General features: G+C 69.2%; 23 protein-coding genes and 1 tRNA gene. 13 read left to right on the top strand and 11 right to left on the bottom strand.

All coding sequences use genetic code 11. The annotated features are described in order from the left end of the window. Window positions 1-21: 21 nt before the first annotated feature. On the bottom strand, window positions 22-2,592 hold the full coding sequence (locus H7F38_RS06715; RefSeq protein ID WP_187093398.1) for a polynucleotide kinase-phosphatase: 2,571 nt from the start codon (window positions 2,590-2,592) through the stop codon (window positions 22-24). Then, a complete protein-coding gene (locus H7F38_RS06710) occupies window positions 2,589-3,995 on the bottom strand; it encodes a 3' terminal RNA ribose 2'-O-methyltransferase Hen1 (RefSeq protein WP_187094525.1) in 1,407 nt (468 codons plus the stop codon). Before H7F38_RS06710 ends, H7F38_RS06715 begins: the two co-directional genes overlap by 4 nt. A gap of 332 nt (window positions 3,996-4,327) precedes the next feature. On the opposite strand from H7F38_RS06710, the gene H7F38_RS06705 reads away from it, so the two are divergent. The 4 genes from H7F38_RS06705 (at window position 4,328) to H7F38_RS06690 (ending at window position 8,819) form a co-directional block, all read left to right on the top strand. Next, window positions 4,328-5,668 carry an MFS transporter gene (locus tag H7F38_RS06705; protein ID WP_187094524.1) on the top strand — a complete coding sequence of 447 codons (1,341 nt, stop codon included), beginning with the start codon at window positions 4,328-4,330 and terminating at the stop codon, window positions 5,666-5,668. A gap of 69 nt (window positions 5,669-5,737) precedes the next feature. Further along, window positions 5,738-6,787, top strand: coding sequence for a lipoate--protein ligase family protein (locus tag H7F38_RS06700; protein ID WP_187093397.1), 1,050 nt, complete (start codon window positions 5,738-5,740; stop codon window positions 6,785-6,787). Between the two features lie 56 nt (window positions 6,788-6,843). Continuing rightward, window positions 6,844-7,659, top strand: coding sequence for a GNAT family N-acetyltransferase (locus H7F38_RS06695; RefSeq protein ID WP_187093396.1), 816 nt, complete (start codon window positions 6,844-6,846; stop codon window positions 7,657-7,659). Between the two features lie 65 nt (window positions 7,660-7,724). After that, window positions 7,725-8,819 (top strand): Gfo/Idh/MocA family protein, encoded by a 1,095-nt coding sequence (locus H7F38_RS06690; protein WP_187093395.1) that lies wholly within the window; start codon window positions 7,725-7,727, stop codon window positions 8,817-8,819. 99 nt (window positions 8,820-8,918) lie between these two features. Here the strand turns inward: H7F38_RS06690 and H7F38_RS06685 are convergent, their stop codons facing one another. Further along, a complete protein-coding gene (locus H7F38_RS06685) occupies window positions 8,919-11,024 on the bottom strand; it encodes a RecQ family ATP-dependent DNA helicase (protein WP_187094523.1) in 2,106 nt (701 codons plus the stop codon). A gap of 152 nt (window positions 11,025-11,176) precedes the next feature. On the opposite strand from H7F38_RS06685, the gene H7F38_RS06680 reads away from it, so the two are divergent. Further along, complete coding sequence (locus H7F38_RS06680) at window positions 11,177-11,908, top strand: hypothetical protein (RefSeq protein ID WP_187093394.1); 732 nt, start codon at window positions 11,177-11,179, stop codon at window positions 11,906-11,908. 132 nt (window positions 11,909-12,040) lie between these two features. Then, window positions 12,041-13,012, top strand: coding sequence for a tRNA glutamyl-Q(34) synthetase GluQRS (gene gluQRS, locus H7F38_RS06675; RefSeq protein WP_187093393.1), 972 nt, complete (start codon window positions 12,041-12,043; stop codon window positions 13,010-13,012). 30 nt (window positions 13,013-13,042) lie between these two features. Here the strand turns inward: gluQRS and tgt are convergent, their stop codons facing one another. The 7 genes from tgt to H7F38_RS06640 form a co-directional block, all read right to left on the bottom strand. Then, window positions 13,043-14,254: a tRNA guanosine(34) transglycosylase Tgt gene (tgt, locus tag H7F38_RS06670; RefSeq protein WP_187093392.1), complete on the bottom strand. Its 1,212-nt coding sequence runs from the start codon at window positions 14,252-14,254 to the stop codon at window positions 13,043-13,045. 69 nt (window positions 14,255-14,323) lie between these two features. Further along, the gene (locus H7F38_RS06665; protein WP_187093391.1) at window positions 14,324-15,193 is read right to left on the bottom strand and encodes an aldo/keto reductase; all 870 of its coding nucleotides are present in this window, start codon (window positions 15,191-15,193) and stop codon (window positions 14,324-14,326) included. 422 nt (window positions 15,194-15,615) lie between these two features. Then, complete coding sequence (locus tag H7F38_RS06660) at window positions 15,616-15,912, bottom strand: hypothetical protein (protein ID WP_187093390.1); 297 nt, start codon at window positions 15,910-15,912, stop codon at window positions 15,616-15,618. A 236-nt stretch (window positions 15,913-16,148) separates the two neighbouring features. Next, window positions 16,149-16,454 carry a hypothetical protein gene (locus H7F38_RS06655; protein WP_222618499.1) on the bottom strand — a complete coding sequence of 102 codons (306 nt, stop codon included), beginning with the start codon at window positions 16,452-16,454 and terminating at the stop codon, window positions 16,149-16,151. 130 nt (window positions 16,455-16,584) lie between these two features. Continuing rightward, window positions 16,585-16,672, bottom strand: a tRNA-Ser gene (locus H7F38_RS06650). Window positions 16,673-16,730: 58 nt separating this feature from the next. Then, the gene (tadA, locus tag H7F38_RS06645) at window positions 16,731-17,162 is read right to left on the bottom strand and encodes a tRNA adenosine(34) deaminase TadA (RefSeq protein WP_187094521.1); all 432 of its coding nucleotides are present in this window, start codon (window positions 17,160-17,162) and stop codon (window positions 16,731-16,733) included. A gap of 76 nt (window positions 17,163-17,238) precedes the next feature. Next, window positions 17,239-17,715, bottom strand: coding sequence for a tRNA adenosine deaminase-associated protein (locus H7F38_RS06640; RefSeq protein ID WP_187093389.1), 477 nt, complete (start codon window positions 17,713-17,715; stop codon window positions 17,239-17,241). Between the two features lie 175 nt (window positions 17,716-17,890). Between H7F38_RS06640 and H7F38_RS06635 the strand changes: the two genes are divergently transcribed. The 7 genes from H7F38_RS06635 to H7F38_RS06605 all read left to right on the top strand — a co-directional run bounded on the left by H7F38_RS06635 (window position 17,891) and on the right by H7F38_RS06605 (window position 24,122). Continuing rightward, complete coding sequence (locus H7F38_RS06635; RefSeq protein WP_187093388.1) at window positions 17,891-18,895, top strand: prephenate dehydrogenase; 1,005 nt, start codon at window positions 17,891-17,893, stop codon at window positions 18,893-18,895. A 167-nt stretch (window positions 18,896-19,062) separates the two neighbouring features. After that, window positions 19,063-20,367 carry a hypothetical protein gene (locus H7F38_RS06630; protein WP_187093387.1) on the top strand — a complete coding sequence of 435 codons (1,305 nt, stop codon included), beginning with the start codon at window positions 19,063-19,065 and terminating at the stop codon, window positions 20,365-20,367. A gap of 196 nt (window positions 20,368-20,563) precedes the next feature. Continuing rightward, on the top strand, window positions 20,564-20,824 hold the full coding sequence (locus tag H7F38_RS06625) for a WXG100 family type VII secretion target (RefSeq protein ID WP_370531304.1): 261 nt from the start codon (window positions 20,564-20,566) through the stop codon (window positions 20,822-20,824). Window positions 20,825-20,860: 36 nt separating this feature from the next. Then, window positions 20,861-21,172 (top strand): WXG100 family type VII secretion target, encoded by a 312-nt coding sequence (locus H7F38_RS06620; RefSeq protein WP_187093385.1) that lies wholly within the window; start codon window positions 20,861-20,863, stop codon window positions 21,170-21,172. A 135-nt stretch (window positions 21,173-21,307) separates the two neighbouring features. After that, window positions 21,308-22,780: an HNH endonuclease signature motif containing protein gene (locus H7F38_RS06615; protein WP_187093384.1), complete on the top strand. Its 1,473-nt coding sequence runs from the start codon at window positions 21,308-21,310 to the stop codon at window positions 22,778-22,780. An 89-nt stretch (window positions 22,781-22,869) separates the two neighbouring features. After that, window positions 22,870-23,478 carry a T6SS immunity protein Tdi1 domain-containing protein gene (locus H7F38_RS06610; RefSeq protein ID WP_187093383.1) on the top strand — a complete coding sequence of 203 codons (609 nt, stop codon included), beginning with the start codon at window positions 22,870-22,872 and terminating at the stop codon, window positions 23,476-23,478. Then, complete coding sequence (locus H7F38_RS06605; RefSeq protein WP_187093382.1) at window positions 23,475-24,122, top strand: hypothetical protein; 648 nt, start codon at window positions 23,475-23,477, stop codon at window positions 24,120-24,122. Before H7F38_RS06610 ends, H7F38_RS06605 begins: the two co-directional genes overlap by 4 nt. A gap of 19 nt (window positions 24,123-24,141) precedes the next feature. Here the strand turns inward: H7F38_RS06605 and H7F38_RS06600 are convergent, their stop codons facing one another. Beyond that, on the bottom strand, window positions 24,142-25,275 hold the full coding sequence (locus tag H7F38_RS06600; protein ID WP_187093381.1) for a copper resistance D family protein: 1,134 nt from the start codon (window positions 25,273-25,275) through the stop codon (window positions 24,142-24,144). Window positions 25,276-25,294: the final 19 nt, after the last annotated feature.

The following is a 25,294-nucleotide window of genomic DNA, read 5'->3' as shown; positions in this document are numbered from 1 at the left end:
CGGTGAAGTTGATCAGCGCGGTCACAGACGCGGGTCGACGGGTTCGGATTCCATCGCCAGCACCGCGAAGACGGCCTCGTGCACCCGCCACAGGGGCTCGCCCCGGGCCACCCGGTCCAGCGATTCCAGACCGAGGGCGTACTCCCGCAGGGCCATCGACCGCTTGTGCCCCAGCCCGCGGTCGCGCAGTCGGACCAGATTCGCCGGCTCGGTGTAGTCCGGACCGTAGATGATCCTCAGGTACTCGCGGCCGCGCACCTTGATGCCCGGCTGCGCCACCGTCCGCCCGATCCTGGTCAGGTTGGCGAACGGCTTGACGACCATCCCTTCCCCGCCGGCCGCGGTCAGGTCCTCCCACCAGCTGACGCCGGCGGCCGTGGAGGCGGGGTCCGTGCTGTCCACCAGCAGGCGCCGAGTGGTCTGCAGCAGGTCGGGTGCGGCCTGCACCAACCGGTCGACCAGGTCGAGATGCCAGCCGTGGTCGCGTTCGTAGTAGGTCGCGCCGGTGTCACCGCGACCGGTCGCGAGGAGTTGGAACGGCGCCAGACGCAGGCCGTCCAGTCCGTCGGTCGGCCACGCGTATCGACGGTAGGCCCGGACGTAGGCACGCGCGTTCGCCTCCCGGGAACGGGTGCGGGCCAGTAGCTCCGCGACGTCCAGACCGGACGACGACGCCCGTTCCAGGACGGCCACCGCGGCGGGCAGGGCGGACCCGGCGGCGGCTCCGACGCCCGCACACTGGTCGCGCAGCAGATCTTCGGCCTTGGCCGACCACGGCATCAGCTCGCAGTCCAGCAGCAGCCAGTCGGCCGACAGCTCGTCCCAGAGTCCCTGCGCCACCACGGCTTCCCGCACCGTGGCCAGCAGTCTCTCGGTCACCTGCGGCTCGAAGAACGTCCTCCCGGTCCGGGTGTGGACCACGCCGGTCACCCCCGGCGCGGCCCGGAACCGCTGCTGTGCAACAACTTGGTCGCGACACAGCAGGACGACCGCGCGCGAGCCCATGTGCTTCTCCTGGCAGACCAACTGCGCGATGCCGTCGGCACGGAACGCGGCGAAGGCATCGTCCGGATGTTCCAGCAGATCGGGGCGCTTCGAAGTGGCCGTCGGGGCCATCGTCGGCGGCAGGTGCAGCAGCCAGTGCGGATCGAGGGCGAACCGGCTCATCACTTCGAGTGCACCCGCGGCGTTCTCCTCACGCACGCCGACACGTCCGTGAAATACCGTCTGCACCAACGTCTTGCCGAGTACGTCGTCGATGGATAGATCATCGTCCGGCCTGATCGGTGGGTGGTCGGGCGCCTGCGACCCCTCGACCAGGAACGGCCGGGCCGGGGCGTACCACTCCCGCTCGGCCGGTACCTCGACGATCTCCTTCTCCGGGTAGCGCAGCGCGGTGAGCTTGCCGCCGAAAACGCAGCCGGTATCAAGGCAGAGGGTGTTGTTGACCCACTCGACCTCGGGGGTCGGCGTGTGGCCGTACACCACCATCGCGCTGCCCCGATAGTCCTTCGCCCACGGCAGTCTCACCGGAAGCCCGAACTCGTCGGTCTCGCCGGTCGTGTCCCCGTAGAGGGCAAAACTGCGCACCCGCCCCGAAGCCCGCCCCTGGTAGGCCTCCTTCAGACCGGCGTGCGCGACCACCAGCCGCCCGCCGTCCAGGACCAGGTGCGACACCAGCCCGTCGCAGAACGCCTCGACCTGCTTCCGGAATTCCGGCGGTTGGTCGGCCAGTTGCGCCAGGGTCTCGGCGAGCCCGTGGCTGACCTGCACCTGGCGTCCGCGCAACGCCTTGATCAACTTGTTCTCGTGGTTGCCGGGCACCGCCAGTGCGTGACCGGCCGCCACCATTCCCATCACCAGCCGCAGCACGCCCGGCGAATCGGGACCGCGGTCGACCAGATCGCCGACGAAGACAGCGGTCCGGCCCTGCGGGTGGGCGGCGTCGACCGGGTGGCCGGCGTCATCCCGGGTCTCGTAGCCCAGGGACTTCAGTAGGGTCGCGAGCTCGGATCGACACCCGTGGACATCACCGATGATGTCGAAAGGTCCGGTGAGATGACGGAAGTCGGTGAGAAGGCGCTCGCGGACGATGACGGCGTCCTCGACATCCGCTACGCCATCGAGGATGTGCACCTTGCGGAAGCCTTCGCGGGCCAGGCCCCGCAGCGACCGCCGGAGCTGATCCCGCTGACGACGGATGACCTGGGCCCCGAAGGTCCGGTCCGGGCGGTCGGCATTGCGCGTCACGCAGACCTTCTCGGGAACGTCCAGGACGATCGCGACCGGCAGGACGTCGAACGAGCGGGCCAGTTCGACCAGGTGCCGACGCGCGTCTGGCTGCACATTGGTGGCATCGACGACGGTCAGCCGACCGGCGGCCAGCCGCTTGCCCACGATGAAGTCGAGCACCTCGAAAGCATCCTTGGTGGCGCCCTGATCGTTCTGGTCGTCGGCGACGAGACCGCGACAGAAGTCGCTGGAGATCACCTCGAACTCGCCGAAGTGCCGACGGGCGAACGTCGACTTGCCCGATCCGGACACCCCGATCAGCAGGACCAGCGACAGCTGCGGGATGCCGATGGTCGTCATGAGGTCGCCGCCCGGCTGAAGATCGCCATCTGGGTGGGCGATCCGACTTCCTCGTCCGGCGGACCGACGGGCAGGTGACGGACCGCGTAGCCATGCGTCTTCGCCGCGACCCCGGCCCACTCCGCGAACTGGGCCCTGGTCCACTCGAACCGGTGATCCCGGTGGCGGAAGCTCCCCACCGGCAGGTCCGGATAGCGCACGTTGTACTCGACGTTGGGGGTCGTCATGATCAACCTCTCCGGCCGGGCATGGCTGAAGACATTGCGCTGCAGCGCCTCCAACCGATTCGGGTCGACGTGTTCGATGACCTCCATCAGCACGATTGCGTCGAATACGGCCAGTCTGTCGTCACGGTAGGTCAGGCTCGACTGGATCAGTCGCACCCTTTCGCGCTGCGCGTCGGACCAGGAGTCCAGTCGCAGCCGGCGGGCCGCCGCCTGGAGGGCCCGCGGGGAGACGTCGACCCCGAGTATCCGCCGGAACGCGGTATCGGACAGCATCGCCCTGACGAGAGTCCCTTCACCGCAACCGAGGTCGACCACCGAGGACGCCCCGGCCGAGTGCAGCCCGGCCAGCACCGCCGCATGACGATGCTCGACCTGGGTCGGCAGCCGCTGCGGCGCGTCGTCACTGTCGGCCGGGACGGCGTTGTCGAGCACATCGCTGTCGAGGTCGTCGATCTCGGCCAAGCGGCCGACCGCGCTGGTGACCAGTTCGCGCCGGTGCGCGAGGTACCTCGCCATGATCAGTTCACGCTCGGGATGAACGCTGAGCCACCCTGCGCCCGCTCTGATCAACTTCTCCACCTCGTCGGTGCCGACCCAGTAGTGCTTGGAGTCGTCGAGGACGGGGAGCATGACGTACAGGTGGTGCAGCGCGTCGGCCAACCGCACGACGCCGGTCAGCCTGAGTTCGACGTATCGGGAGTCACCCCACCCCGGAACCTCGGGGTCGGCCGCGACCGCAGTGGCGGTCACCGTCCAACCCATGGGGGTGAAGAGCTTCTCGGCCAGCGGGGGGCCGCCGCGGCAGGGTTGGGCAGGCACGTTGATCTCCAGGGGCACAGCGCCGGCCGCCAGATCCGGCCGCGCAGTGCAGCGTCCGGTCATCGCGGTGTTGAACACCCTGGCCATCGCCACCGCCAGCATCGAGGACGCGGCGTACGGACGGTCGTTGACGTACTGGCCGAGCGCGAACGACCGGTGTGCACCCCGGCCACCCTTGCCCCGGACCAGGGCGATCGGATCCACCTCCAGCAGCAGCGCCGCGGTGCACCGCTCGTCGGAGACCTCCGGGTAGAAGACGTGCGCCCGCCCGACCGGCAGATCGAAGGCCTGGACCGTGCCGGGGTGCTTGTGCAGCAGGTACCCCAGGTCCGCGGCCGGATACGGGGCCGCGGGCATGGCCGGGGCGGCGCCGGCCGGGGCGGCGCCGGCCGGGGCGGCGGTCATGCTGATGGTCAGGAGCACCGGGTCAGTCTCGCCGATTCCCTCGCGCAGGTCGCCCAATTTTGCCGCCGCGCTCACGAAGTGGTCGACTCGCGCCCCACCCGTCCCAATGCCGCCACGATCATGAGCGCCGACGAAGTTGATAAGCGCGGCCCGGGTCTGAGTAGTTCATCCGCACGGCCCGGCCCCGGCGCGGTTCACCCGCCGGAGGGGCGAATCTCACCTCCCGGAGGGGCGAACCGCCTACGCTCCCGCACATGGACCTCCCGCACATGGACCTCCCGCACATGGACATCGTCGCCGCTCCGGGAACGCGCACCGGCACCAGGGGTCAGATCGCCGCGTGGGGTCTGTGGGACTGGGGCTCGGCCGGGTTCAACACCGTCATCGTGACGTTCGTCTTCTCCGTCTACCTGACGGGGTCCGTCGGCAAGGAACTGAAACAGGTCACGGGCGCGTCGGCGGACACCTGGTACGCGCTGTCCATCGGCGTCGCCGGACTGCTGATCGCCGTCCTGGCGCCGGTGACGGGCCAGCGCGCCGACGCGGACGGACGGCGCCGGCGCTCGCTGGCGATCTACTCGGCCCTGGTCGCGATCACCGTCGTCGGACTGTTCTGGGTCCGCTCCGACTACCACTACTTCTTCCTCGGAGCCGCGCTGATCGGCCTCGGATCGATCTTCTTCGAGATCGGCGCCGTCTTCTACAACTCGATGCTGCGACAGATCTCCACGCCGTCGAACATCGGGCGGGTGTCGGGTTTCGGCTGGTCGATGGGCTATTTCGGCGGCATCTTCCTGCTGCTGATCTGCTACTACGGCTTCATCTCCGGCGACGGCGACCACCGCGGCTTCTTCTCGGTGAGCACGGCCGACGGACTCAACATCCGGATCGTCGCGTTGATCGCCGCGCTCTGGTTCACCGTCTCCGCCATCCCGGTGCTGTTCAAGATCCCCGAGGTCCCGCCAGGGCCGGCACAGCGCAGGGTCGGTTTCCTGGCCGCCTACCGGGTCCTGTTCCGCGACATCGGCGCCCTCGTGCGCAGCGACCGCCAGGCCGCCACCTTCCTGTTGGCCAGCGCCATCTTCCGTGACGGCCTGGCCGGCATCTTCCACTTCGGAGCGATCCTGGCGGCGACGGTCTACGGCTTCACGGCCGGCAACGTGCTGATCTTCGGGGTGGCCGCCAACGTCGTGGCCGCCATCGGGGCCCTCGTCGCCGGCCGGCTCGACGACACCCTCGGCCCCAAGAAGGTCATCGTCGGGTCGCTGTGCGGCTTGCTGATCAGCGGCTCCATCGTGATGTTCATGTCCGGGCAGGGTCCGTTCTGGGTCCTCGGCCTGCTGCTGTGCCTGTTCGTCGGGCCGGCCCAGTCGGCCTCCCGCACCTACCTGGCCCGTCTGATCACGCCCGGCCACGAGGGCCAGATGTTCGGCCTGTACGCCACCACCGGGCGGGCCGTCTCGTTCCTGTCGCCCCTGTTGTTCGCGCTGTTCGCGCACGTGATCTTCCACGCCGACCGTGCGGGGATCGTCGGCATCCTGCTGGTGCTGGCCGTCGGCCTCGCCCTGGTGCTGAAGGTCGACACCCCGGCCGACCGGGCCCTGGCATCGACGGACGCCGGATAGGGCCGGACAGGGAATGACAGGGCCCCGACCCGGGTTGGCCCTGACATCGGCACTGCGAAAGGCATCGTCATGCATGGCGAATACAAGGTTCCCGGCGGCAAACTGGTCGCCGCCGACGTCACCGTCTCCGGTGGCAGGTTGACCTCGGTGGCCATCTCGGGTGACTTCTTCCTGGAGCCCGACGACGCTCTCGAGGACATCAACGCGGCCCTGACGGGCCTACCCGCCGAGACCAACGCCGCCGCGCTGACCGCAGCCGTCGAGCAGTCGGTCGGCCCCGGCGTGACGATGGTCGGGTTCACCGCGGAGTCGGTGGCCATCGCCCTCCGCCGCGCCCTCGGCCGGGCGACCAGCTGGCACGATCACACCTTCGAGCTGGTCGACGCCGGTCCGCAGCACCCGGCCATGCAGATGGCCATCGACGAGGTACTCGCCCGGCAGGTCGGGGCCGGTACCCGCAACCCGTCGCTGCGGATCTGGGAGTGGGCGTCCAACGCGGTCATCATCGGGTCCTTCCAGTCGCTGACGAACGAGGTCGACCTCGAGGCCGCGGCGCGCAACGACGTCACCGTGGTGCGGAGGATCTCCGGGGGTGGCGCGATGTTCGTCGAGCCGGGCAACACCATCACCTACTCGCTGTACGTCCCCGGCTCCTTGGTCGAGGGCCTCTCGTTCGCTGCGTCCTACGCCTTTCTCGACGACTGGGTGCTGGGCACCCTGGCCGACGTCGGCATCGACGCCAGGTACGTGCCGCTCAACGACATCGCCTCTCCCGCAGGCAAGATCGCCGGGGCGGCACAGAAGCGTCTGGCCGGCGGCGCCGTCCTGCACCACGTCACGATGGCCTACGACATCGACGCAGACAAGATGCTCGACGTGCTCCGGATCGGTCGGGAGAAGATGTCGGACAAGGGCATCAAGAGTGCCGACAAGCGCGTCGACCCCCTGCGCAGCCAGACCGGCCTCAGCCGGGAGGCGATCATCGGAGCCATGGTAGCGCACTTCGACGGACGGTACGGGCTGACCCCGGTCGAGCTCGACACCGCCACCCTCGAGGAATCCGAGGCGCTGGCACTGAGCAAGTTCGCCACCCCGGAGTGGACCGCGCGGGTGCCGTAGGTCGTAGCTGCCACGACGCCCGGTATTGCGATGGACGGGGATGACAGTCTGGGCCGATGGGGAATCTGTCCGTCATCGAGGCCTACCTCGACGCCACTCCGCGTACCGGTGCCAGGGCTGTACCGGCTGGGCCGTTCACCCTGTTCGTCGGACAGGGCCCGTGGTCGTACTACGCCCGCCCGCGGCTCGGGCTGGGCGAGCCGATCACGGCCCTGGACGTGCAGGTGCTGGAGGCCCGGTGCCGGGAAGAGCACGTCCCGCTGAGCATCGAGTGGGTGCAGGAGACGACTCCGTCGCTGGCCGCCGCGGCCAGGGCCGCCGGTCTGACGGTAGCGTTCCGCCCCCTGATGGCCCTTGATCTGGGTCCGGAGCCCGCAGCCGGCGAAGGGATGGAAACTGCCTCTGTGGCGCGCATTCTCCAGCCCGGTGAGGCGTCCGCCGCGGCCGCCAGGGCGGTGGCCGATCTCGGGTTCGGTGATCCCGGCACCGCGATCGGGCCGGCGGGCGCCCGCGAACGCGAGATCCTCGCCACCGCAATGGAACCGGGCCTCCTGCTGCACATGCACCAGCGGGCCGTCGCCGGCCACCGCGTGACGGCAGCGGCCATGGACGACACCGGCATCGTCGCCGTCGGTGTCCACCAACCGGTCGGCGAAACGACCGAGATCGTCGGTGTGGCCACCCTTCCGGCCGCTCGCCGGCGTGGTCTTGCGGCAGCCGTCACCCGCGCCCTCCTCGGGCATGCGCGCGCGACCGGGGTCCGAACGGCGATTCTCTCGGCCGATTCCGATGACGTGGCCCGGATCTACGAGCGGGTGGGCTTCCGCCGGGTCGGTACGTCCTGCGAAGCCGGACCCGCGGTTGCGTCCTGATGGGGTACTGAGAGCATGACGACCATGAACACCCACGCGCAGACCTCCGTCGTCGGGCAGCCCGGATGACGACCAACTCTCCCCCGGCCACGCTCGGCATCGTCGGCACCGGTTGGCGCGCAGAGTTTTTCGCCAGATTTGCCCTGATGATGCCGGAACGGTTCACGTTGCTGGGCGTGGCGGCCCGCCGGCCGTCGAGCGCGGACGCCGCGAGCGCGCGGTGGGGAGTGCCGGGCTACCTGGATCCGGCCGAACTCCAGCGGCGGCACCAGCCCGACTTCGTGGTCAGTTCGGTCCCGTGGGCGGCCAGTGCCGGTGTGATCACGGCGCTGGTCGAAGCGGGCGCGAAGGTGCTGACGGAGACTCCGCCCGCTCCGGACGCGACCGGTCTGCGCGCCCTCTGGGAATCGGTGGGCTCCAGCGACCGGGTGCAGGTCGCCGAGCAGTACCTGTTGCTGCCGGCCCATGCCGCCCGGATGGCCGTCGTCCGGGCCGGCACCATCGGAACGCCGACTTCGGTGCAGGTCTCGTCCACCCACGGCTACCACGCCGTTTCGATGATCCGAGGCTTCCTGGGCGGCGGCCACGGCGCCGCGACCGTGTCGGCGCGGACGTTCACGGCCCCGTTGGTCGACCCGCTCGGTCGTGACGGTTGGACCGACGACGACACGGCCAAGCCGGCGGTCACCACCTTGGCGACCGTCGACCTCGGGGACGGCCGGTCCGGCCTGTACGACTTCACCGACAACCAGTGGCACAACCAGTTGCGCTTCCGGCGCATCCTGATCCGCGGGAGCCTCGGCGAGATCGCCGACGACCGGGTGATCCGGCTGGCCGAACCGCACGCGATCGTGACGTCCGATCTGCGCCGCTATCAGCTCGGCCACGATCTCAACCTGGACGGTCACGACACAGAGCACATCTCCTTCGACGGCCGGGTGGTCTACCGCAACCCCTTCCTCGGACATCGGTTGATGGACGAGGAGATCGCCATTGCGTCGTCGATGCTGGCGACCGGACGGTGGGCCCGCGAGGAGGGACCGGCGCCGTACCCGCTCGCCGAGGGCTGCCAGGACCACCTGATCTCGCTCGCCATCGACGAGTCCGCGGCCACCGGACGATCGATCACCACCGAGATCGGACCCTGGGCCGCCCGGTGAACCCGACCGGGCAACGCGCGACCTGGCTCACCGGCCGTGACCGGGCCCGGGTTCACCGGCCGGGCTGGGGGGACGGGTCCACCGGCGGGAGTGCACCCGTCAGCCGATGGCCAGGACGAAGGGAAACACCGCGGTGGCACCGGCTCGCCGGAGTTCCCGTGCCGCGACCGCCAGCGTCCAGCCGCTGTCGGTCCGGTCGTCGACCAGCAGGACGCGTCTGCCCTTGACCGCAGCCGGGTCCGACAACGCGTGCCGCCCGAGGATCCCCCTGAGCCGCTGCGCGGAGTTCACCGCCGAGGGCGGGGGCGGCGAATCGTTCAACAGCTCGAAACGGGTCAGCACGGGGATCTTCCGGTAGCGCGCCATGCCACCGGCCAGGTGTTCGACGAGCTGCCGCCGGGTGACCGATTCCAGGAACACCACACCGTCCAGTGCCGCGACCTCGGGCCACGCGTCGAGCACCTGGACCGCGGCATGCCGCAACGGCACCGGCGTCTGACCATCCGGCGCATCAGCGCGTAGTGCGTCACGAAGGGCTGCACCCCAACCGATTCCGTCCAGCCGTCCGACGGCACGACCGGGCTCGGCCCGCTCCCCCACCGGGATCTTGCCCGACAGCGGGATCCCCATCGACGACATGCCGGTGGGCCACTGCGCGCGGGGATCGACCGGCACTCCGGGCACCGACAGCTTGGCCCTGGCCGCTTCGACACCCGCATCGTCGGCGTCGGTGGACAGGCTCAGCCCGCCACAGTTGTCGCACCGACCACAGCCCACGGTGCCCGGATCGTCGTCGAGCTGGGTCCGGAGGTAGTTCATCCGGCAGCCCGACGTCGACTGGTATTCCAGCATGGCCTGCTCCTCGGTCCGGCGGGCCTGGGCCACCCGGGCGTACCGGTCCGCGTCGTACTTCCACGGCTGCCCGGTAGCCGTCCAGCCGCCCTGCACACGCCGGACCGCACCGTCGACGTCGAGCACCTTGAGCATCATCTCCAGCCGCGACCGGCGCAGCTGGACCCGAGGTTCCAGGGCGGGCAGGGACAACGGCCGCCCGGCCGCCTCCAGCTCGCTCAGCGTCTGCAACACGTCGAACTCGGCCGGGAACCCCAGGGACCCGAAGTAGTTCCAGATGTCCTGGTCCTCCCGGCCCGGCAGCAGCACCACGGTGGCCCGCTCGACGCCGCGGCCGGCCCGCCCGACCTGCTGGTAGTAGGCGATGGGCGAGTTGGGGGCACCGAGGTGCACGACGAACCCGAGATCCGGTTTGTCGAAACCCATCCCGAGCGCAGAGGTGGCGATCAACGCCTTCACCCGGTTGTCCAGCAGGTCCTCCTCGGCCTGCAGCCGGTCGGACTGCTCGGTCTGCCCCGAGTAGGCGGCCACCTGGAACCCGTTGCCACGCAGGAAGTCTGCCACCTGCTCGGTGGCCGCCACGGTCAGGCAGTAGATGATCCCGGACCCCGGTAGTTCCGGCAGGTGCTGGGCCAGCCAGGCCAGACGCGACGGCTGGTCCGGTAACTTGACCACGCCCAGGTGCAGCGACTCCCGATCCAGGGTCCCCCGCAACACCAGCACCGGCTCTGCATCGGCGATCTGCAGCTGCTCGGCCACATCCGAGGTGACCCGGGCGTTCGCGGTCGCCGTCGTCGCCAGCACCGGGATCCCGGCCGGCAGATCGGTCAGCAGCGTGCGGATGCGGCGGTAGTCCGGACGGAAGTCGTGGCCCCAGTCGGAGATGCAGTGCGCCTCGTCGACGACCACCAGCCCCGCGGTCGCGGCCAGTTGCGGTAGCACCTCGTCCCGGAAGCCCGGATTGTTGAGCCGCTCCGGCGACACCAGCAGGACGTCGACCTCGCCGGTACGCACCTTCTCGTGGACCACGGCCCATTCGCCGATGTTCGCCGAGTTGATGGTGACCGCGTTGATCCCGGCGCGGGAGGCGGCCGCGATCTGGTTCCGCATCAGGGACAGCAGCGGGGAGATGATGATGGTCGGACCGGAGCCCTGCTCCCTCAGCAGTGCGGTGGCCACGAAGTAGACGGCCGACTTGCCCCACCCGGTGCGCTGCACCACCAGGGCCCGGCGGCGCCCGGCGACGAGCGCCTCGATCGCCGTCCACTGATCGTCACGGAGCGTCGCGGCCGCCGATCCGACCAGCGCCTGCAGGTGCTCCTCGGCGCGCCCGCGAAGTGCCACCGTCGTCATGTCGTCCGTCTTCATGTTCATCCCCACTCGTCACCACGTCCTCGTGCGCCGGGACTCGACCGGCCTCTGCAGGGTAGGCGGATCCGCCGACAACGAACCCCGTCCATCCACATTCGGCTACCGTGACCCGAAGCCGCCGTCCGGGAGCAACCATGGGTGCAGGTCGTAGGAACGTCGTCGGGACCGTCGTGAGGACCGCCGCGGTGACGGCGGGCGCGGCCCTCGCCTGTGTCCGGCTGCGGCGTCTGGCCCTGCGGTCGGGGGTCACCGATGCCGAGGTCGCCGCGCAACTCCCCGGTGACGACCTCCTACCGGATGCCACTGACGTCATCGACCGGGCGGTCACCCTCCCGGCCCGCGCCGAGATCGTCTGGCCGTGGCTCGTCCAGCTGGGCAGACGACGCGCCGGGTGGTACTTCTCCCGTCGGGCCGGGCGCCTGCTCCCGGCCCGCGGACGCGGCCTGTGGGTGATCGATCCCCGGTGGCAGCAACTGCAGGTCGGGGACCTGATCCCGGACTGGGGACCCGGTGACCCACGTTTCCGGGCCGAACGGATCGACCCGGGCCGGGCCATCGTCTACCTCTCGCTGCGGGACCGGCGGGCCGGTCACGGATGGCCGGCCGACGAGAATCGGCACGACCTGACGGCGCTGAGCTGGGCCCTGGTCCTGACCGACCTCGGCGAGGTCAGTCGACTGCACATCCGGCTCAAGATGCGCCTCGGGCGCGCCGGGCTGATCACCGGCACGCTGGGGGGGCTGGTGGACTGGCTGACGATCAGCTGGCTGTTCGCCGGGCTCGCCGATCGGGTTCGAACCGGCACCGGCACCCCTCGCACCCCTTACCCGTCGATGGACCCGGCCGCCCTGCACCGGTCGCCGTGAGAGCCATCGCGTGCCGGGCGCTGAAGCCGCTACTGCGGGCTTGATCACGAACACGACACCGCTACGCTCGGCCATCGCGGCCGTACCCGTCCCGGCCACGGCAAGTGGCGCCGGCCGAATACCCTGCAGCACATGGACCGGGCAGTCGTGGGAGGGACCAGCGTGGGTGGGACGAGGGGCGCGGGCAGGTTCGCACCCAGCCCCTCCGGCGACCTGCACGTGGGCAACCTACGGACGGCAATGCTCGCCTGGCTCTTCGCCAGGGCGAGCGGCCGACGCTTCCTGCTCCGCTTCGAAGATCTGGACCGGGTCGCCGCCGGGGCCGCCGACCGTCAACTCCGCGATCTGGCCGCTCTCGGCCTGGACTGGGACGGCGAGGTGCTCCGGCAGTCCGACCGGTCCCACGCCTACCAGGCCGCCATCGAGCAACTCGAACGGTCTGGACTGGTCTACGAGTGCTTCTGCACGCGTCAGGAGATCCAGCGGGCGGCCTCTGCGCCGCACGGGCCGGACGGCGCCTATCCGGGCACCTGCCGGAACCTCTCCCCGGCACAGGTGCGGGCGCGGCGGAACTCCGGCCGGCCGCCCGCGCTCCGTCTGCGCGCAGCCGTCGAGCAGTGGACCGTCCACGATCAATTGCACGGCGACCACACGGGGCCGGTCGATGACGTCGTGCTGCGGCGCGGGGACGGCGTGTTCGCCTACAACCTCGCCGTGGTGGTCGACGATGCGGCTCAGGGCATCGACCAGGTGGTCCGGGGCGATGACCTGCTGAGCTCCGCACCCCGGCAGGCCTACCTCGCCCACACGCTCGGGCTGGCCCCACCCGGATACGCGCACGTCCCGCTCGCGCTCAACACCTCCGGCGCACGGCTGGCCAAACGCGACGGCGCGGTGACCCTGGCCGATCTCCGCGTCCTGGGCTTCTCATCGGCGGACGTGGTGACCTTGATCGCCGGGTCCATCTCGGCGATCAGACCGGGCCGATCCGTCACCGTGACGGAAATTCTGGACCGATTCGACCCGACAGAAATCTCAGGAGATCCGTGGGTGTTCGACCCACCGACCACAACCGTCCACAACGAAGGTGATCGTCCGCCGTAGTCGGGGACTCAGACCTTCGGTATCGGTGGTCTAGCACCTGACCGCGTAGTAACGACCCAGGAAGTCCGTCCTGAACTCGGAGAAGTGGCCGGCGTCGATGCTGCGCCGCACATCATCGACCAGTTTCACGATGAATCGTTCGTTGTGGATGGTCGCCAGGGTGCAGGACACCATCTCCTTGGCCTTGAACAGGTGATGCAGGTAGGCCCGGGTGTAGTGCGTGCACGTGTAGCAGTCGCAGCCGTCGGCCAGCGGCGAGAAATCTCTCCGGTACCTGGCGGTCACCACGTTGTAGCGCCCGTCGGGTGAATAGATGGCCCCGTTGCGCGCGACCCGCGACGGCGAGACGCAATCGAAGGTGTCCGCGCCGTTCTCGATGGCGGTGAAGATGTCGTCCGGTTCGCTGATGCCCAGCAGGTGCCGGGGCATGGTCTCCGGCATCTCCTCGCAGCACCAGCGCACGATGGTGCCCAGATTCTCCTTCTCCAGGGCCCCGCCGATACCGAACCCGTCGAAGCCGAGCGGAAGGAGGTCCCGGACGGCCTGCCGGCGCAGATCCTCGTACTGGGCGCCCTGGATCACGCCGAAGAGTGCCTGATAGGGCTTTCCCACCCGGTCGGTGGTGAGCCGGCGGTGTTCGTCGATGCAGCGGACGGCCCAGTCCTGGGTCCGGGAGACCGACCGCTCCTGGTACTCCCGGGTGTTCATCAGCGTGGTGCACTCGTCGAAGGCGAAGATGATGTCGGCGCCGAGCCGATGCTGGATCTGCATCGAGATCTCCGGCGTGAAGCGGTGTTTCGAGCCATCCAGGTGCGACTTGAAGGTCACCCCGTCGTCGTCCACGGTGGCCAGCCTGGTCTTTCCCGCTGCGATGACGTCGTCGGACTGCAGACCCTTGACGTCCATCGCCAGCACCTTCTTGAAGCCGGCGCCCAGCGAGAGGACCTGGAATCCGCCGCTGTCGGTGAAGGTCGGGCCCGGCCAGTTCATGAACCGGCCGAGCCCACCCCCGGCCTCGACGATGTCGGCACCGGGTTGGAGATACAGGTGGTAGGCGTTGGCCAACACGGCCTGCGCCCCGAGCGCCGACATGCTCTCCGGCAAAACCGCTTTCACCGTCGCCTTGGTGCCGACCGCGACGAAGGCCGGGGTGGCGATGTCCCCGTGCGGGGTCGTGAGCACTCCGGTCCGACCCTGCACCCCTGGAAGACGGGTGCCGACGGCGAAGGAAGTCACCGGCACATCACATCATGGACCGCCCCCGCCACTGACGACCGCGCTGACACCGCCAGGGGCCGGGGACAGACAGGCTCAGACGGCCTTCGTCAGGACGTCGTACTCCTCGTCGGTCAGGTCGATCAGGGCTGCCGCGACGTTGTCCTCCAGGTGCGCCACCAAGGACGTACCGGGGATCGGCAGCATCACCGGGGACCGGCGGAGCAACCAGGCCAACGCCAGCTGCGAGGCGGAAACCTCGTGCTGCCCGGCGAGCTCCTCCAGCGGGCTACCGGGCTCGGCCAGCTTGCCGGTGGCCAGCGGGAACCACGGGATGAAGGCGATGTCGTTGGCCTCGGCGTAGTCCAGGACGTCCTCGGCCGATCGGTCGGCCAGGTTGTACAGGTTCTGGACCGAGACGATCGTGGCGATGGCCGCCGCCGCCTTGATCTGCTCGACCGAGACCTCGGACAGGCCGATGTGCCGGATCTTGCCCTCGGACTGCAGTTCGGCCAACTCGCCGATCTGGTCCTCCAGTGCGACATCGGGATCGATGCGGTGCAACTGCAGCAGATCGATGCGGTCCACCCCGAGGTTGCGAAGGTTCAGCTCGACCTGCTGCCGCAGGTAGGCCGGGCGGCCGACGGGGGTCCACACATTCGGGCCCTGCCGGGTCAGACCGACCTTGGTCGCGATCACCAGATCGTCGGAGTACGGGTGGAGGGCTTCGTGGATCAGTGCGTCGGTGACGAACGGGCCGTAGGCATCCGCCGTGTCGATCAGGTTGACACCCAGCTCGATGGAGCGCCGCAAGACGTGGATGGCTTCGTCATGGTCGGCGGGTTGACCCCAGACTCCCTTTCCCGGCAGCTGCATGGTGCCGTAGCCGAGGCGGTGGACCGGCAGGTCCCCGCCGATGCTGAAGGTTCCGGCGGACTGCGCGGGACGGTTCTGCGTGCTCGTCATGTTCTTCTCCTCTTGTTCCTCTTCTGGTTGCCGATCGCCCAGCGACCGGCACTGTCCGGTCAACGCAGGCCAGGTGCCCGCCCATCCCACCGGGCCCGATCGAGTTCCATTGATCACGTCCCGCGCGCATCGTGCGGGCCGGTCAGCGCAGACCGGACGCAGGCCGACAGCACATGGCGCGCACCCAGGGTGGGCACTGCGGCGTCACAGGACGGCGGACGACTGTTGTTCTCACGGCACCGGTGCTCTGATCGAAGCCCATCCTCCGGTCGGAGCACCGGCGCCGTCCAACCGCCGTCCAACCACTGTCCGCCGTCCCGGACGCAGACCCAGGACGCAGACCCAGGGCGCAGACCCAGGACGCGGACCCAGACGAAAGGACGAGGGTGTCGGGGCCGGGCCTGCCCGGCTCCGACATCGATTTATCTGCCGGAGGTCCCCTGCGCCGGGAGGACGACCGGCCGGTTCGGCTCCAGCGGTACGACCGCAGCAACCCGCCGCCCCCGGTCGTCGATGTGCCAGGACTCGGCGCGCACCCATTCGAGTCGCTCCAGAGCCTCGTCCGCCGCGACATCTGTCGGCAGATTCCAGCGTGTCTCGGCGACCGGCAGGCCGTCCTGGTCGAACAGGAACACCGTCCCGTCGAAGTCGCCGTCTGCCGGACTCCAGCTGTGGAACACCGGCCAGTCGACCACCGGTATCGCTGGATCTTGTTGCACTGCAGGGTGAATACCGGCTGAAATCTGCATGGGACCCCGTTCTGCTTCTTCGCCGACACGGACGTCCGTGGCCGTGGGCGACCTGAGAGGTCAACTACCCGATAGCCGCCCGGCGCAAACCCGGCCGCAGCGACCACCCCTCGACCGGCGCAGCCCTTCGCCGCACAGCCTGGTCCCGGCCGAGGTAGTGCAACAGCGACGCCGCCGCCTGACACACCGGGCGGGGAGCAGGCCCGTCAGGCGGCGGGCAGCGACGCCGGCCCGTAGACGGCGTGTTCACCATCGAGCAGCGTCACCGCGCTCACGCCGATGTCCCGCAGCTGGGAACACTGCGACGCAAGCCACTTCTCGGCCACCTGCTCGGAGGTGAAGCAGACCGGAGGGCCCGGCACGGCCACGCCGGCCGCATCGGCGAACAGCCAGCGCCAGGTTCCGCCGGGGGCACGCGGCACCCTCCGACCGGCCGTGGGGACGGCGCACTCCAGGTACGCGACGACACGGTGCCGCATCCTGGGCCGTCCGGATCCGATGAGTTTGGCCATGAGATCCACAGTGCGTTCGCTGCCTGGACGCTCGCAGTGAGCCGTCTGTGAAACGGGCGGATGGTCCGCCCCCGGACAGCACAGAACCCCGCGCGCCGAGTGGCGTCACGGGGTTCTGCGTCTGGAGCTATGGCGGTGGCGGAGGGATTTGAACCCTCGGAGGCTCTCACCTCACACGCTTTCGAGGCGTGCTCCTTAGGCCGCTCGGACACGCCACCGCCGAGAAGTATAGGGGAGATCCGGGATGCATCCCGACCATGACCGGGGCGGAGCGGGTCAGCGGCGGCCTGCGAAGAAGTCCACCAGCAGGGCGGCGCACTCCGGGGCGAGTACTCCGCCGCGCACCTCCACCCGATGGGTCAGGCGCCGATCACGCAGGACGTCCCAGAGCGAACCGGCGGCGCCGGTCTTCGGCTCCCAGCATCCGAACACCACCACCGAGATCCTGGCCAGCACCATCGCGCCCGCGCACATGGTGCAGGGTTCGGCCGTGACGACGAGCGTCGACCCGGACAGGTTCCAGGTCCCGGCCACCTCGGCCGCCGCACGCAGCACCAGGATCTCCGCGTGCGCCGTCGGGTCGGCGGTCGCCTCCCTGGCATTGCACGCGGCTGCGACCCGATTCCCCTCGGCGTCGACGAGCAGCGCACCGATCGGGACATCCCCGGTGGAGGCGGCCCGTCCGGCGACCGTCAGGGCCGTCCGCATCAGACCTTCGTCCGATCGTCGCAGTTCCGAGAAGCCCGGCACGGCAGGAACTAGCCCCTCGGACCTCGCCGAGTCCTCACGCCTTCTCCAGCAGGGCGGCGAACTGGTCACCGAAGCCGCATCGCTGGGCGATCAGTGCCAGTTGCTCGTCCGGATACAGTTCCGCCTCGCCGACGATCAACTGCATCTCCTGGTCCGGCAGCCCCAGGTCGGCGAGCAGGCTCAGGTCGCCCTCCGGCCACGGATCGTCGTCGACCTCGTCCTCTTCCGGCGTTGCGATCTGCAGCAGATCGAGCACATCGGCGGCAAGGTCGTAGTCCAACGCCGCGGTGGCGTCGGACAGCAGCAGGGAGGCACCACCGGGGATCGGCCGGACGATCACGAAGAATTCGTCGTCCACGGCGAGCAGCCCGAAGACCGCACCGGTGGCCGCGACCCTGCGCAGGGCGGTGATCACCCCGTCCAGGTCCTCCAGCAACTCTTCGGCGAGCAGCGAGCATTTCCAAGCGCCGTCCTCGCGGACGACGGCCGCGGCGAACCCGTCGATAGTCACGGATGCAGACGTTACGCAGGTTCTTCCCCCGGGGCCACGCACAGGTCATCGATCCAGGCCAGGGCCCTGGGCCCGCACACCGGCGGATCACGGGGGACCGACGACCGAACCCGGTCGGCGCGCGAGTTCGGGGTGCGGGCTTCTGCACACAGGTCAACCCAGGAATGATGGGCAGATGACAGGTCCAGGAGATGGCAGCCCCTCGCCCGAAATCTTCGTGCTCGGCCTCGGACTGATCGGCGGGTCCCTGGTCCGCGCGGCCGCTCCTCTCGGCCCGGTGGCCGGGTGGTCCCCGAGCCCGGAGACGAGGTCCGCGGCGGCCGCCGACGGCTTCACCGTCCACGACACCCTCGACGAGACGATCATGCGTGCCGCCGAACGGGACGGGCTCCTCGTGCTGGCGGCTCCGCTGACCGCCTTCGAGACCCTCCTGACCCGCATCGGCGAACTGGCCCCGACGGCCAGGTTGACCGACGTGGCCAGCGTCAAGGGCGTGGTGGCCGATCAGGTCGAGAGTCTTTGTCCCAGTGCGCGTTACATCGGTTCGCACCCGATGGCCGGCACCGCGTCCAGCGGGTGGGCCGCCGGGTCGGCGACCCTCTTCGACGGGGCCGCCTGGGTCACCTGTCTCGATGAGATGTCCGACCTGCAGGTCTGGGCCGACGTCGCCCACCTCGCACTGCGGATGGGCAGCCGGGTGGTCCCGGCGGAGGCGCCGGCCCACGACGAGGCGGTGGCCAGGGTCTCCCACCTGCCCCACCTGCTGGCCCTGGCCCTGGCCCAGGTCGGGGAGGCCGGGGGCTCCCTCGCGCTCTCCCTGGCGGCCTCGTCTTTCGCCGACGGGACGCGCGTGGCCGGCACCCGTCCGGAACTGATCAGGGCGATGTGCGAGGGAAACCGGAAGGCGCTGATCAGCGCGATGGACGACGTGCTCGGCATCCTCGGCGTCGCGCGCGGATCCCTGGCCTCGACCGGTTCGCTGCAGAAGATAACCTCCGGCGGACACGAGGCCAGGGAGGCGTTCGACAACAGGTACGCGGGCCTGACGGAGCTGACGCTGAGCGGTGAGGATCTGCTGGACCAGCTGATCTCGGTGGGTTCGGCCGGTGGTCACGTCACCGCCGTCGAGGGCTCGGGCGCCCAGACCCAGGTCCACGTGCGGTACCCGGACGAGATCTGAGGTGAGCGACACCGCACCCGCTCGACCGGGCCGGACATCGGCCGACGGTGCCCAAGGCCCTACCCTGCACAGGTCGACGGTCAGATCGGCGGCGGCGGTGGCGGGTCGACGGTGACGATCCCGGTCGGCGCCGGCGATCCCGGTCCACGGGAGTGAAGGGCAGTGCCATGCAGCGTCTTTCCGGATTCATGCGGACCTACTGGACGCGCGGTGAACCCGGGCGGCCCACGCCGCAATCGCTGGCCGTGTTCATGCAGCGCATGTGGATGGTGGCGCTGGCCCTCAAACTGCTCGGCTCGTCCTGGGACGTCTCCTGGCACTTCAAGTGGCTGCGTGACGATTTCGCGCCGCCGCACGTCCTGAACACGATCGGCACGGCCACGGCGATCGGCCTCGTCCTCGCGCATTCGTTCACCGGGTACGGGGTCGAGCGACGCTCGCTGCGCATCATGCAGTGGGGCACCGGGATCTTCGTCGTCGCCGGCCCCATCGACGTGATCAACCACCGCGTCAACGGCCTCGACCTGACGGCCTGGTCACCCTCGCACCTGATGCTCTACACCGGTACGGCCATCATGGTCATCGGCGTCATCAGGAACTTCTTCCGCACGTATCCCCGTGACGGGGCCTACGCCCGGCAGTGGAGGTTCGGGCTGATCGCGCTGTTCACCTTCCTCTTCGAGGACTTCTACTTCCCGACCGGTCAACAGGAGTACGGCGTCATGGAGGTCGCCTCCTGGCTGCGAGGCGCTCCCTTTGCCGAACCGTCGCTGCTGACCTTTGCGGCAGGCCAACTCGGCCGGCCGGTGGACGATGTCGCGCTGGAGCACTTCGCGATGCCGATCCCACCCTGGGTCTACCCGGTCTGGATTCTCGGCATCTGCGTCGCGCTGTTGGCGCTGGCCCGGATGACGGTCGGCTTCCGGTGGACCGCTTCGGCCGTGGTGCTGGGCTACGTCCTCTACCGGTGCGTGATGTGGCCCCTGCTGGTGCTGGGCACCTTTCCGCCGAGCTACCTGCCGGTGTGGCTGCTGCCGGTCGGCGCCGCGGTCGACCTGGCCCTGATGGTCAGGGTGAATCCGTATCTGCGCGCGGCGATCGGGGCCGTCGCGCTGACCGCCATCGGTGACGGCCTGCTGTGGCTGAGCACGGTGATCACCGGCACGCCCACCGACCTCGCCGACATGGACATCGGCCGGATCAGGGCCGCGGTGGCGGGCGGCGCCCACCTGCTGACCCCGCCGATCTCGTGGACGTCGATCTGGATCGCCCTTCCCGTCGCCGTCCTGAGCTGGATCGGGGTGAGCGCCCTTGCCGAGCGGGCGGCCGGTCCGTCCTCACCGCGGCCGCCTGACCTCAGCGTCGGATTCGCGCCCGAACCGCGCCGGGACAGCCGCGGATTCCTGGACGGCCCGGCCCTGCCGGCCCAGGTGCCGACCCGTGCGCCGACCGTCGGCCGCGCGGCCGGCTGAACCCTGGCCCCCGTCCACATTTTTGCTCCGGATCGGTCGGAACCGATGTCGACTCGCTATCGTCTGAGGATGAGTCGGTGGGTAGGCCACCGGCAGTCATGTCGGGATTGGGGTGTTTCGCATGGGTCCGAAGTTTGCAGTCCATGACAATGCGGTGAACGTACATGCTTCGAATTTGGAGCAGTCGGAGCAATCGATGAATGCGCAGGCCAACGCTTTCCTGCAGGCGATCGAGCCGCTCCCGCAGGACTGGAAGGGTTCGTCCTACTCGTCCTGGGAATCGCTGACGGCGGCGTGGACCGCGGCGATGAAAGACCTGAACGCCGCACTGGCCTCCATCAAGGGGAACGTGAAGAATGCCGGCGGTCTGTACGACTCCTACGAGGCCCAGATGACCGAGTCGCTGGCCGCCGCGAACGGGTCCGCCGACTGGGACGGCGCGAAGTTCAAGTTCTGAGTCCTTCCAATCCGTTTTTCTCGATTTGATCAGGGGATGATTGTTGTGGCGAGTGGATCTGTTTTTTCCTATAACGAGGCAACGGCCGAGGCGTCGTTGGGATCTCTGGGGTCGGTGATCTCGGGGCTCGAGGGGTCCCTGTCCGACCTCTCCGGTTTCGTGGCGAGCGTCAAGTCCTCCTGGGAGGGTGACGAGCAGGACACCTATTCGGGTGTCCAGGCCAAGTGGGACTCCGCAGCCAAGACGGTGGAGGACATCCTGAGTGCAGTGTCGAAGTCGTTGTCCTCCACGACTTCCGGCGTCAAGGACATGCGCGGCCAGGTCCGCAACGCGCTGACCGCGCACTGATGTCGTCCTGCACCAGGCTCTGCTGAACCAGATGCCGTCTTGAACCAGATGCTGTCCTGAACCAGAAACGGTCTTGAACCAGGAGCCGGGCGCCGACCGCGTCCGTCTCCGCTACGAGCGAGCGGGGTGTTGGTCATGGTGGTTGGTCCGGTCTTCTCGCTGACCGGTGACGCGGGCTCGATCAGCTCGTCATCGGTCCGGTGGTCCCAGTTCGCAGCATCGGCCGCATCCGCGGCCGATGACATCCGCCGGATCGACTCCGGTGACTTCATCGGGGACGAGGCCGACACCTACCGGGACAAGCTGAACCAGGACCTCCCGCCCCATCTGGACACCACCTCGGACGCCTGGTCCGCGGTGGCCGCCGCACTGCAGAACTACGCGGCAACGCTGGAATCCCTGCAGCAGCGGTTGTCCTCGCTCTCGGCGCAGGCCTCGGACCAGCAGAGCCAGGTCGATTCGGCGAACAATGCGGTCGCCCACGCGAAAACGGCAGACGCCCAGCACACCACGGCCGTGCAGGCGCAGACCAAGGCGCTCACGCCCGGGCAGACGCTGCCCCCGGACACCTACCGGCCACAGGCCGCTGATGCGTCCTCGGAGCTCAGCGGCGCGAACAACGCACTGCAGGCCACCACCGACGCGGCGAACCGGGTACACCAGGAACACGACGCCGCGGTCCAGACGTGCGTGAACGCGATCGACCGGGCCGCCGGTCTGAGATTCGAGGAGCCGCCGGGTTTCTGGGGGCGCCTGGGGAACTCGGTGAGCGGCTGGATCTCCGAACACGCCGACGTGTTGAAGACGATCTCGTCGGTGCTCAAGACCATCTCCGGCATCGCCGGCCTGCTGGCCCTGATCCCGTGCCTGACGCCGATCATGGGGCCGATCGCGCTGATCGCCGGTGGAGCGGCCCTGTTGATCGACGTCACGGTCAAGGTCACCACCGGACAGGGGTCGTGGACCGACATCGTCATGGACACCGTCGGTCTCATTCCCGGTGGACGGCTGGCCGGCGATGCCGTCAAGGGCGCGGAGGCCGCCACCGGCGCCGTCAAGGCCGTCTCGACGGTCGCACACGATGCGAAGGCCGTCGAGAACGTGGCGAGCGAGGCCAGGAAGGCCGACACCATCGCGACCGAGGCGACCGGGATGAAGAACGCCGCCTCCCGGGCCGAGACCGGGGGCAAGGACGTCACCGGCAACGCCGGTGACGCGAAGTACGCGGACCCCGGCCCCGACCCCCTGCCGACCATCACGTTGAAGTACAAGAACTCCTGGTCCCCGGCCCAACGCGCCGCAGCCGACACCAAGGCCCGGCAACTGCACGATCTGGCTCTCCAGGGCAAGTTGGAGAAGACGGATCCCGAGCGCCTGAGCGGACTCCGGTCCAGGTTCAAGAAGGCTTTCGGCGACGGTGCCGTCACCAAGGACCAGGACGTCGACCACATCCACGAGCTGCAGCTCGGCGGCCGTGACGAGCTCGGGAACGTGCAGGCCCTGGATCGCAGCGTGAACCGGAGCGTCGGATCCCAGATCCGCCACCAGATCAAGGATCACGTGGAGGGCACCAGGTATGGTGGCGTGTCGATCGTTCCGCGCCGGTAGCACCGAACGGTGAAGACCCACCATCGCACCACCAGAGGCTACGGCGCACGGGCCCCGGAGGGCACGACAGAGATTGGAGGAGGTGGACGATGGGCCTGACCATTGATTCCGATCTCATCGGCACGGCGGGTCCGTGGACTCCCCCCCTGATCGCGGATCGATTCTCGAAGATCGGTGCCTGTGGTCGCTCCTTCGGGCGAGGTCTACTGCGTTTCCACGATTCGACCGCAGCGGTGGACGCCCAGGAGACGGTGATCTCGATGTGGCCGGAACTGGACGGAGACGTCGCAGTTTTTGCCTTCGACTGGCTGGGCCGGCAATTCGCGGTCATCGGTGCCGGCCATTCCGAAACCGGAGCCGACGACGTCGCGTTCTTCGATCTCCATGGTCATTCCGTCGAGAGCGTGGTGGAGCCCGACGAGTTTCTGCAGGCATTCCAGACACCACTGATGCTCCAATTGCTGGAATTTGATCTCTTCGACCGCTGGCGCACCGCGGTGTCGTTGTCCGGGCTGCCCTTCGATCAGTGCGCCGGCGAAAAGGTACCGGAATTCCTCGGCGGTACGCCGACGGTCGGCAATCTCGAGGCCGGCGATCTGTCCGTCCACCTGGCGGTCCTGTCCCAGCTCTGGGAGCAGGTCGCCTCCGCTCCCAACGGCGCCAGGGTGACGGCCGTGCAGATCGGCGAGGACCGGTGATCGTCCACCCGTCCAGAACCGAGTGGGACCAGATCACCGGCTCCGTCCACGACCGGGTGGAGGCGCTCGTCGCGGCGGCGGGCGCGCAGCTCCCACCCACCGGCGACAAGACAGTCCGGTCCGCGATCGCCAAGTTCAAGGCCTCGGCCGTGCGGCCCACCCAGGACCTGGTCAGCGCCCTGATCATCCTCGATCTGCACGGCGCCCACGACGTGCTGCTGGAGGGATCCCGAATTCTGCGGGACGTGCCGTTCACCGGCGACCACACCCTCTACGAACCGGTACGCCAGCTGGCCTGCGCAGCGTTCCGGACAGCCTCCCGGCAGGGCTCCCCGTCGGCGGCGGACTTCGAGCTGTACCTCTCGTTCGGCGAGCACGGCGGTGAGACCGGACCCCGCGTCATCGAGGCGCCACACCGGAACCGGATGGCGCGGGAACCCCGCCGGCTCGCCGCCGACATCGAGTGGAACGGCAGCAAGCCCACCGCCACCGCCATCGCCAACACTGCGGCCGGGGTCGCCGAGCGGTGCTGGCTCTGGGCCTTCGGGGGCTCTCCGGAGTGGCCGCTTCCGGCCATCGACCGCGAGATCCAGGCGAGCACCGAGCTGCTCACCGAGATGGGCGTCATCGCTCCAGTCACCTGACGGGCATCATCGTGGCTGGTCAGAACGTGGTGACCGACGCCCTAGTCAGCACGACTGCGATGCCGAAGGCCGCACCCAGCGTGATCACCTCCCACCCGCACCAGAGCGCGACCGCGTGACGTCGTTTCTCCAGCACCCGTGGCAGCACACGGCGACGGACGTGCACCGCGATGACCGCGACGACGACCATGCAGAACGCCTTGGCCAGCAGCAGCACCCCGTAGCGGGTGCTGAAGATCGAGCCGGGCAGGTGGGTGATCGGTGACAGCGCCAGCTCCAGCAGGCCGTTGAACACACCCGTCACACCCACCGTGAAGACGCACCAGGTGGCCAGCGTCGAGAACCGTGGCAGTGCCAGGGCCAGCAGGACGGGCTCGCGGGCCAGGAAGACGACCAGCGCGAACAGGCCCCCCGCCCAGGCGGTCGCGGCGACGACGTGGAGTTCCATCGAGACCATCGACAGGTCGTGGTAGTACCAGTTCGCCGCGTGGCCGGTGAGCGGGAGCGGGAGCAACCCGAACAGTGCGATGCCGATGCGCAGTTCCGCGGGAACCTTCTCGCCGTGGCGGACGGCCAACCTGGCCAGCCAGAAGGACAGCGCCGCGCAGCCGGCCGACATCAGCAGGCCCTTCCCGGCCGCGATGTTCGTGACGTACGACCAGACCGAGGCGAGCGTGACGGTCTGCGTCGGGTCGAGTTCGACCGACAGCAGGACGATCGAGACGAGCGCCGCGACACCCCACACCCCCGACGCCCACACCGCATACCGGCGGGCCCGGCGGATGACGGCCTCGGTGCGTTCGGGACGGTCGAATCCGACCAGCTTGGACAGCAGGGAGAGCCCGGCCGCGGCCACCGCCCCGAGGTCGAGCAGCGTCCGGACGGCAGGCACCCCGATCCGGACGATCCACGGCGGCGACGCGATCCCGATCACCGCACCCGGCTCCGTCACCCTGGTGCCGATGACGTTCACCAGCAGCGCCGCGGCCGCCACCAGCACGGTGAACCAGCCGGCCGAGGTCAGCAGGCCCGCGAATCTCGGTACCGGCCCCCGTACGGAACCGGGGCCCTCGACCGGTCTACGGCGCACCGGGATCGCGGTCCGGCCGCGCTGTGCCGCCGGACCCCGCCGGCTGCTCCGAGTGTCGATCACCGGTTCATCGTGGCACGCG

Source organism: Nakamurella sp. PAMC28650 (assembly GCF_014303395.1).
In the GTDB taxonomy this organism is placed as follows: Bacteria; Actinomycetota; Actinomycetes; order Mycobacteriales; family Nakamurellaceae; genus Nakamurella.
Note: the sequence above shows the minus strand (reverse complement) of the source record. Positions and strands in the feature narration are given on the sequence as shown.

Bases quoted from the DNA above. Each gene is read 5' to 3' on its own strand.
- H7F38_RS06695 (WP_187093396.1), top strand. From the start codon at position 6,844: ATGGGGAATCTGTCCGTCATCGAGGCCTACCTCGACGCCACTCCGCGT.
- H7F38_RS06680 (WP_187093394.1), top strand. From the start codon at position 11,177: ATGGGTGCAGGTCGTAGGAACGTCGTCGGGACCGTCGTGAGGACCGCC.
- H7F38_RS06655 (WP_222618499.1), bottom strand. From the start codon at position 16,454: ATGGCCAAACTCATCGGATCCGGACGGCCCAGGATGCGGCACCGTGTC.
- H7F38_RS06615 (WP_187093384.1), top strand. From the start codon at position 21,308: ATGGTGGTTGGTCCGGTCTTCTCGCTGACCGGTGACGCGGGCTCGATC.
- H7F38_RS06610 (WP_187093383.1), top strand. From the start codon at position 22,870: ATGGGCCTGACCATTGATTCCGATCTCATCGGCACGGCGGGTCCGTGG.
- H7F38_RS06715 (WP_187093398.1), bottom strand. From the start codon at position 2,592: ATGACGACCATCGGCATCCCGCAGCTGTCGCTGGTCCTGCTGATCGGG.
- H7F38_RS06635 (WP_187093388.1), top strand. From the start codon at position 17,891: ATGACAGGTCCAGGAGATGGCAGCCCCTCGCCCGAAATCTTCGTGCTC.
- H7F38_RS06625 (WP_370531304.1), top strand. From the start codon at position 20,564: ATGAATGCGCAGGCCAACGCTTTCCTGCAGGCGATCGAGCCGCTCCCG.
- H7F38_RS06705 (WP_187094524.1), top strand. From the start codon at position 4,328: ATGGACATCGTCGCCGCTCCGGGAACGCGCACCGGCACCAGGGGTCAG.
- gluQRS (WP_187093393.1), top strand. From the start codon at position 12,041: ATGGACCGGGCAGTCGTGGGAGGGACCAGCGTGGGTGGGACGAGGGGC.
- tadA (WP_187094521.1), bottom strand. From the start codon at position 17,162: ATGCGGACGGCCCTGACGGTCGCCGGACGGGCCGCCTCCACCGGGGAT.
- H7F38_RS06665 (WP_187093391.1), bottom strand. From the start codon at position 15,193: ATGACGAGCACGCAGAACCGTCCCGCGCAGTCCGCCGGAACCTTCAGC.
- H7F38_RS06685 (WP_187094523.1), bottom strand. From the start codon at position 11,024: ATGACGACGGTGGCACTTCGCGGGCGCGCCGAGGAGCACCTGCAGGCG.
- H7F38_RS06690 (WP_187093395.1), top strand. From the start codon at position 7,725: ATGACGACCAACTCTCCCCCGGCCACGCTCGGCATCGTCGGCACCGGT.
- H7F38_RS06620 (WP_187093385.1), top strand. From the start codon at position 20,861: ATGATTGTTGTGGCGAGTGGATCTGTTTTTTCCTATAACGAGGCAACG.
- H7F38_RS06700 (WP_187093397.1), top strand. From the start codon at position 5,738: ATGCATGGCGAATACAAGGTTCCCGGCGGCAAACTGGTCGCCGCCGAC.
- H7F38_RS06630 (WP_187093387.1), top strand. From the start codon at position 19,063: ATGCAGCGTCTTTCCGGATTCATGCGGACCTACTGGACGCGCGGTGAA.
- H7F38_RS06710 (WP_187094525.1), bottom strand. From the start codon at position 3,995: ATGCCCGCGGCCCCGTATCCGGCCGCGGACCTGGGGTACCTGCTGCAC.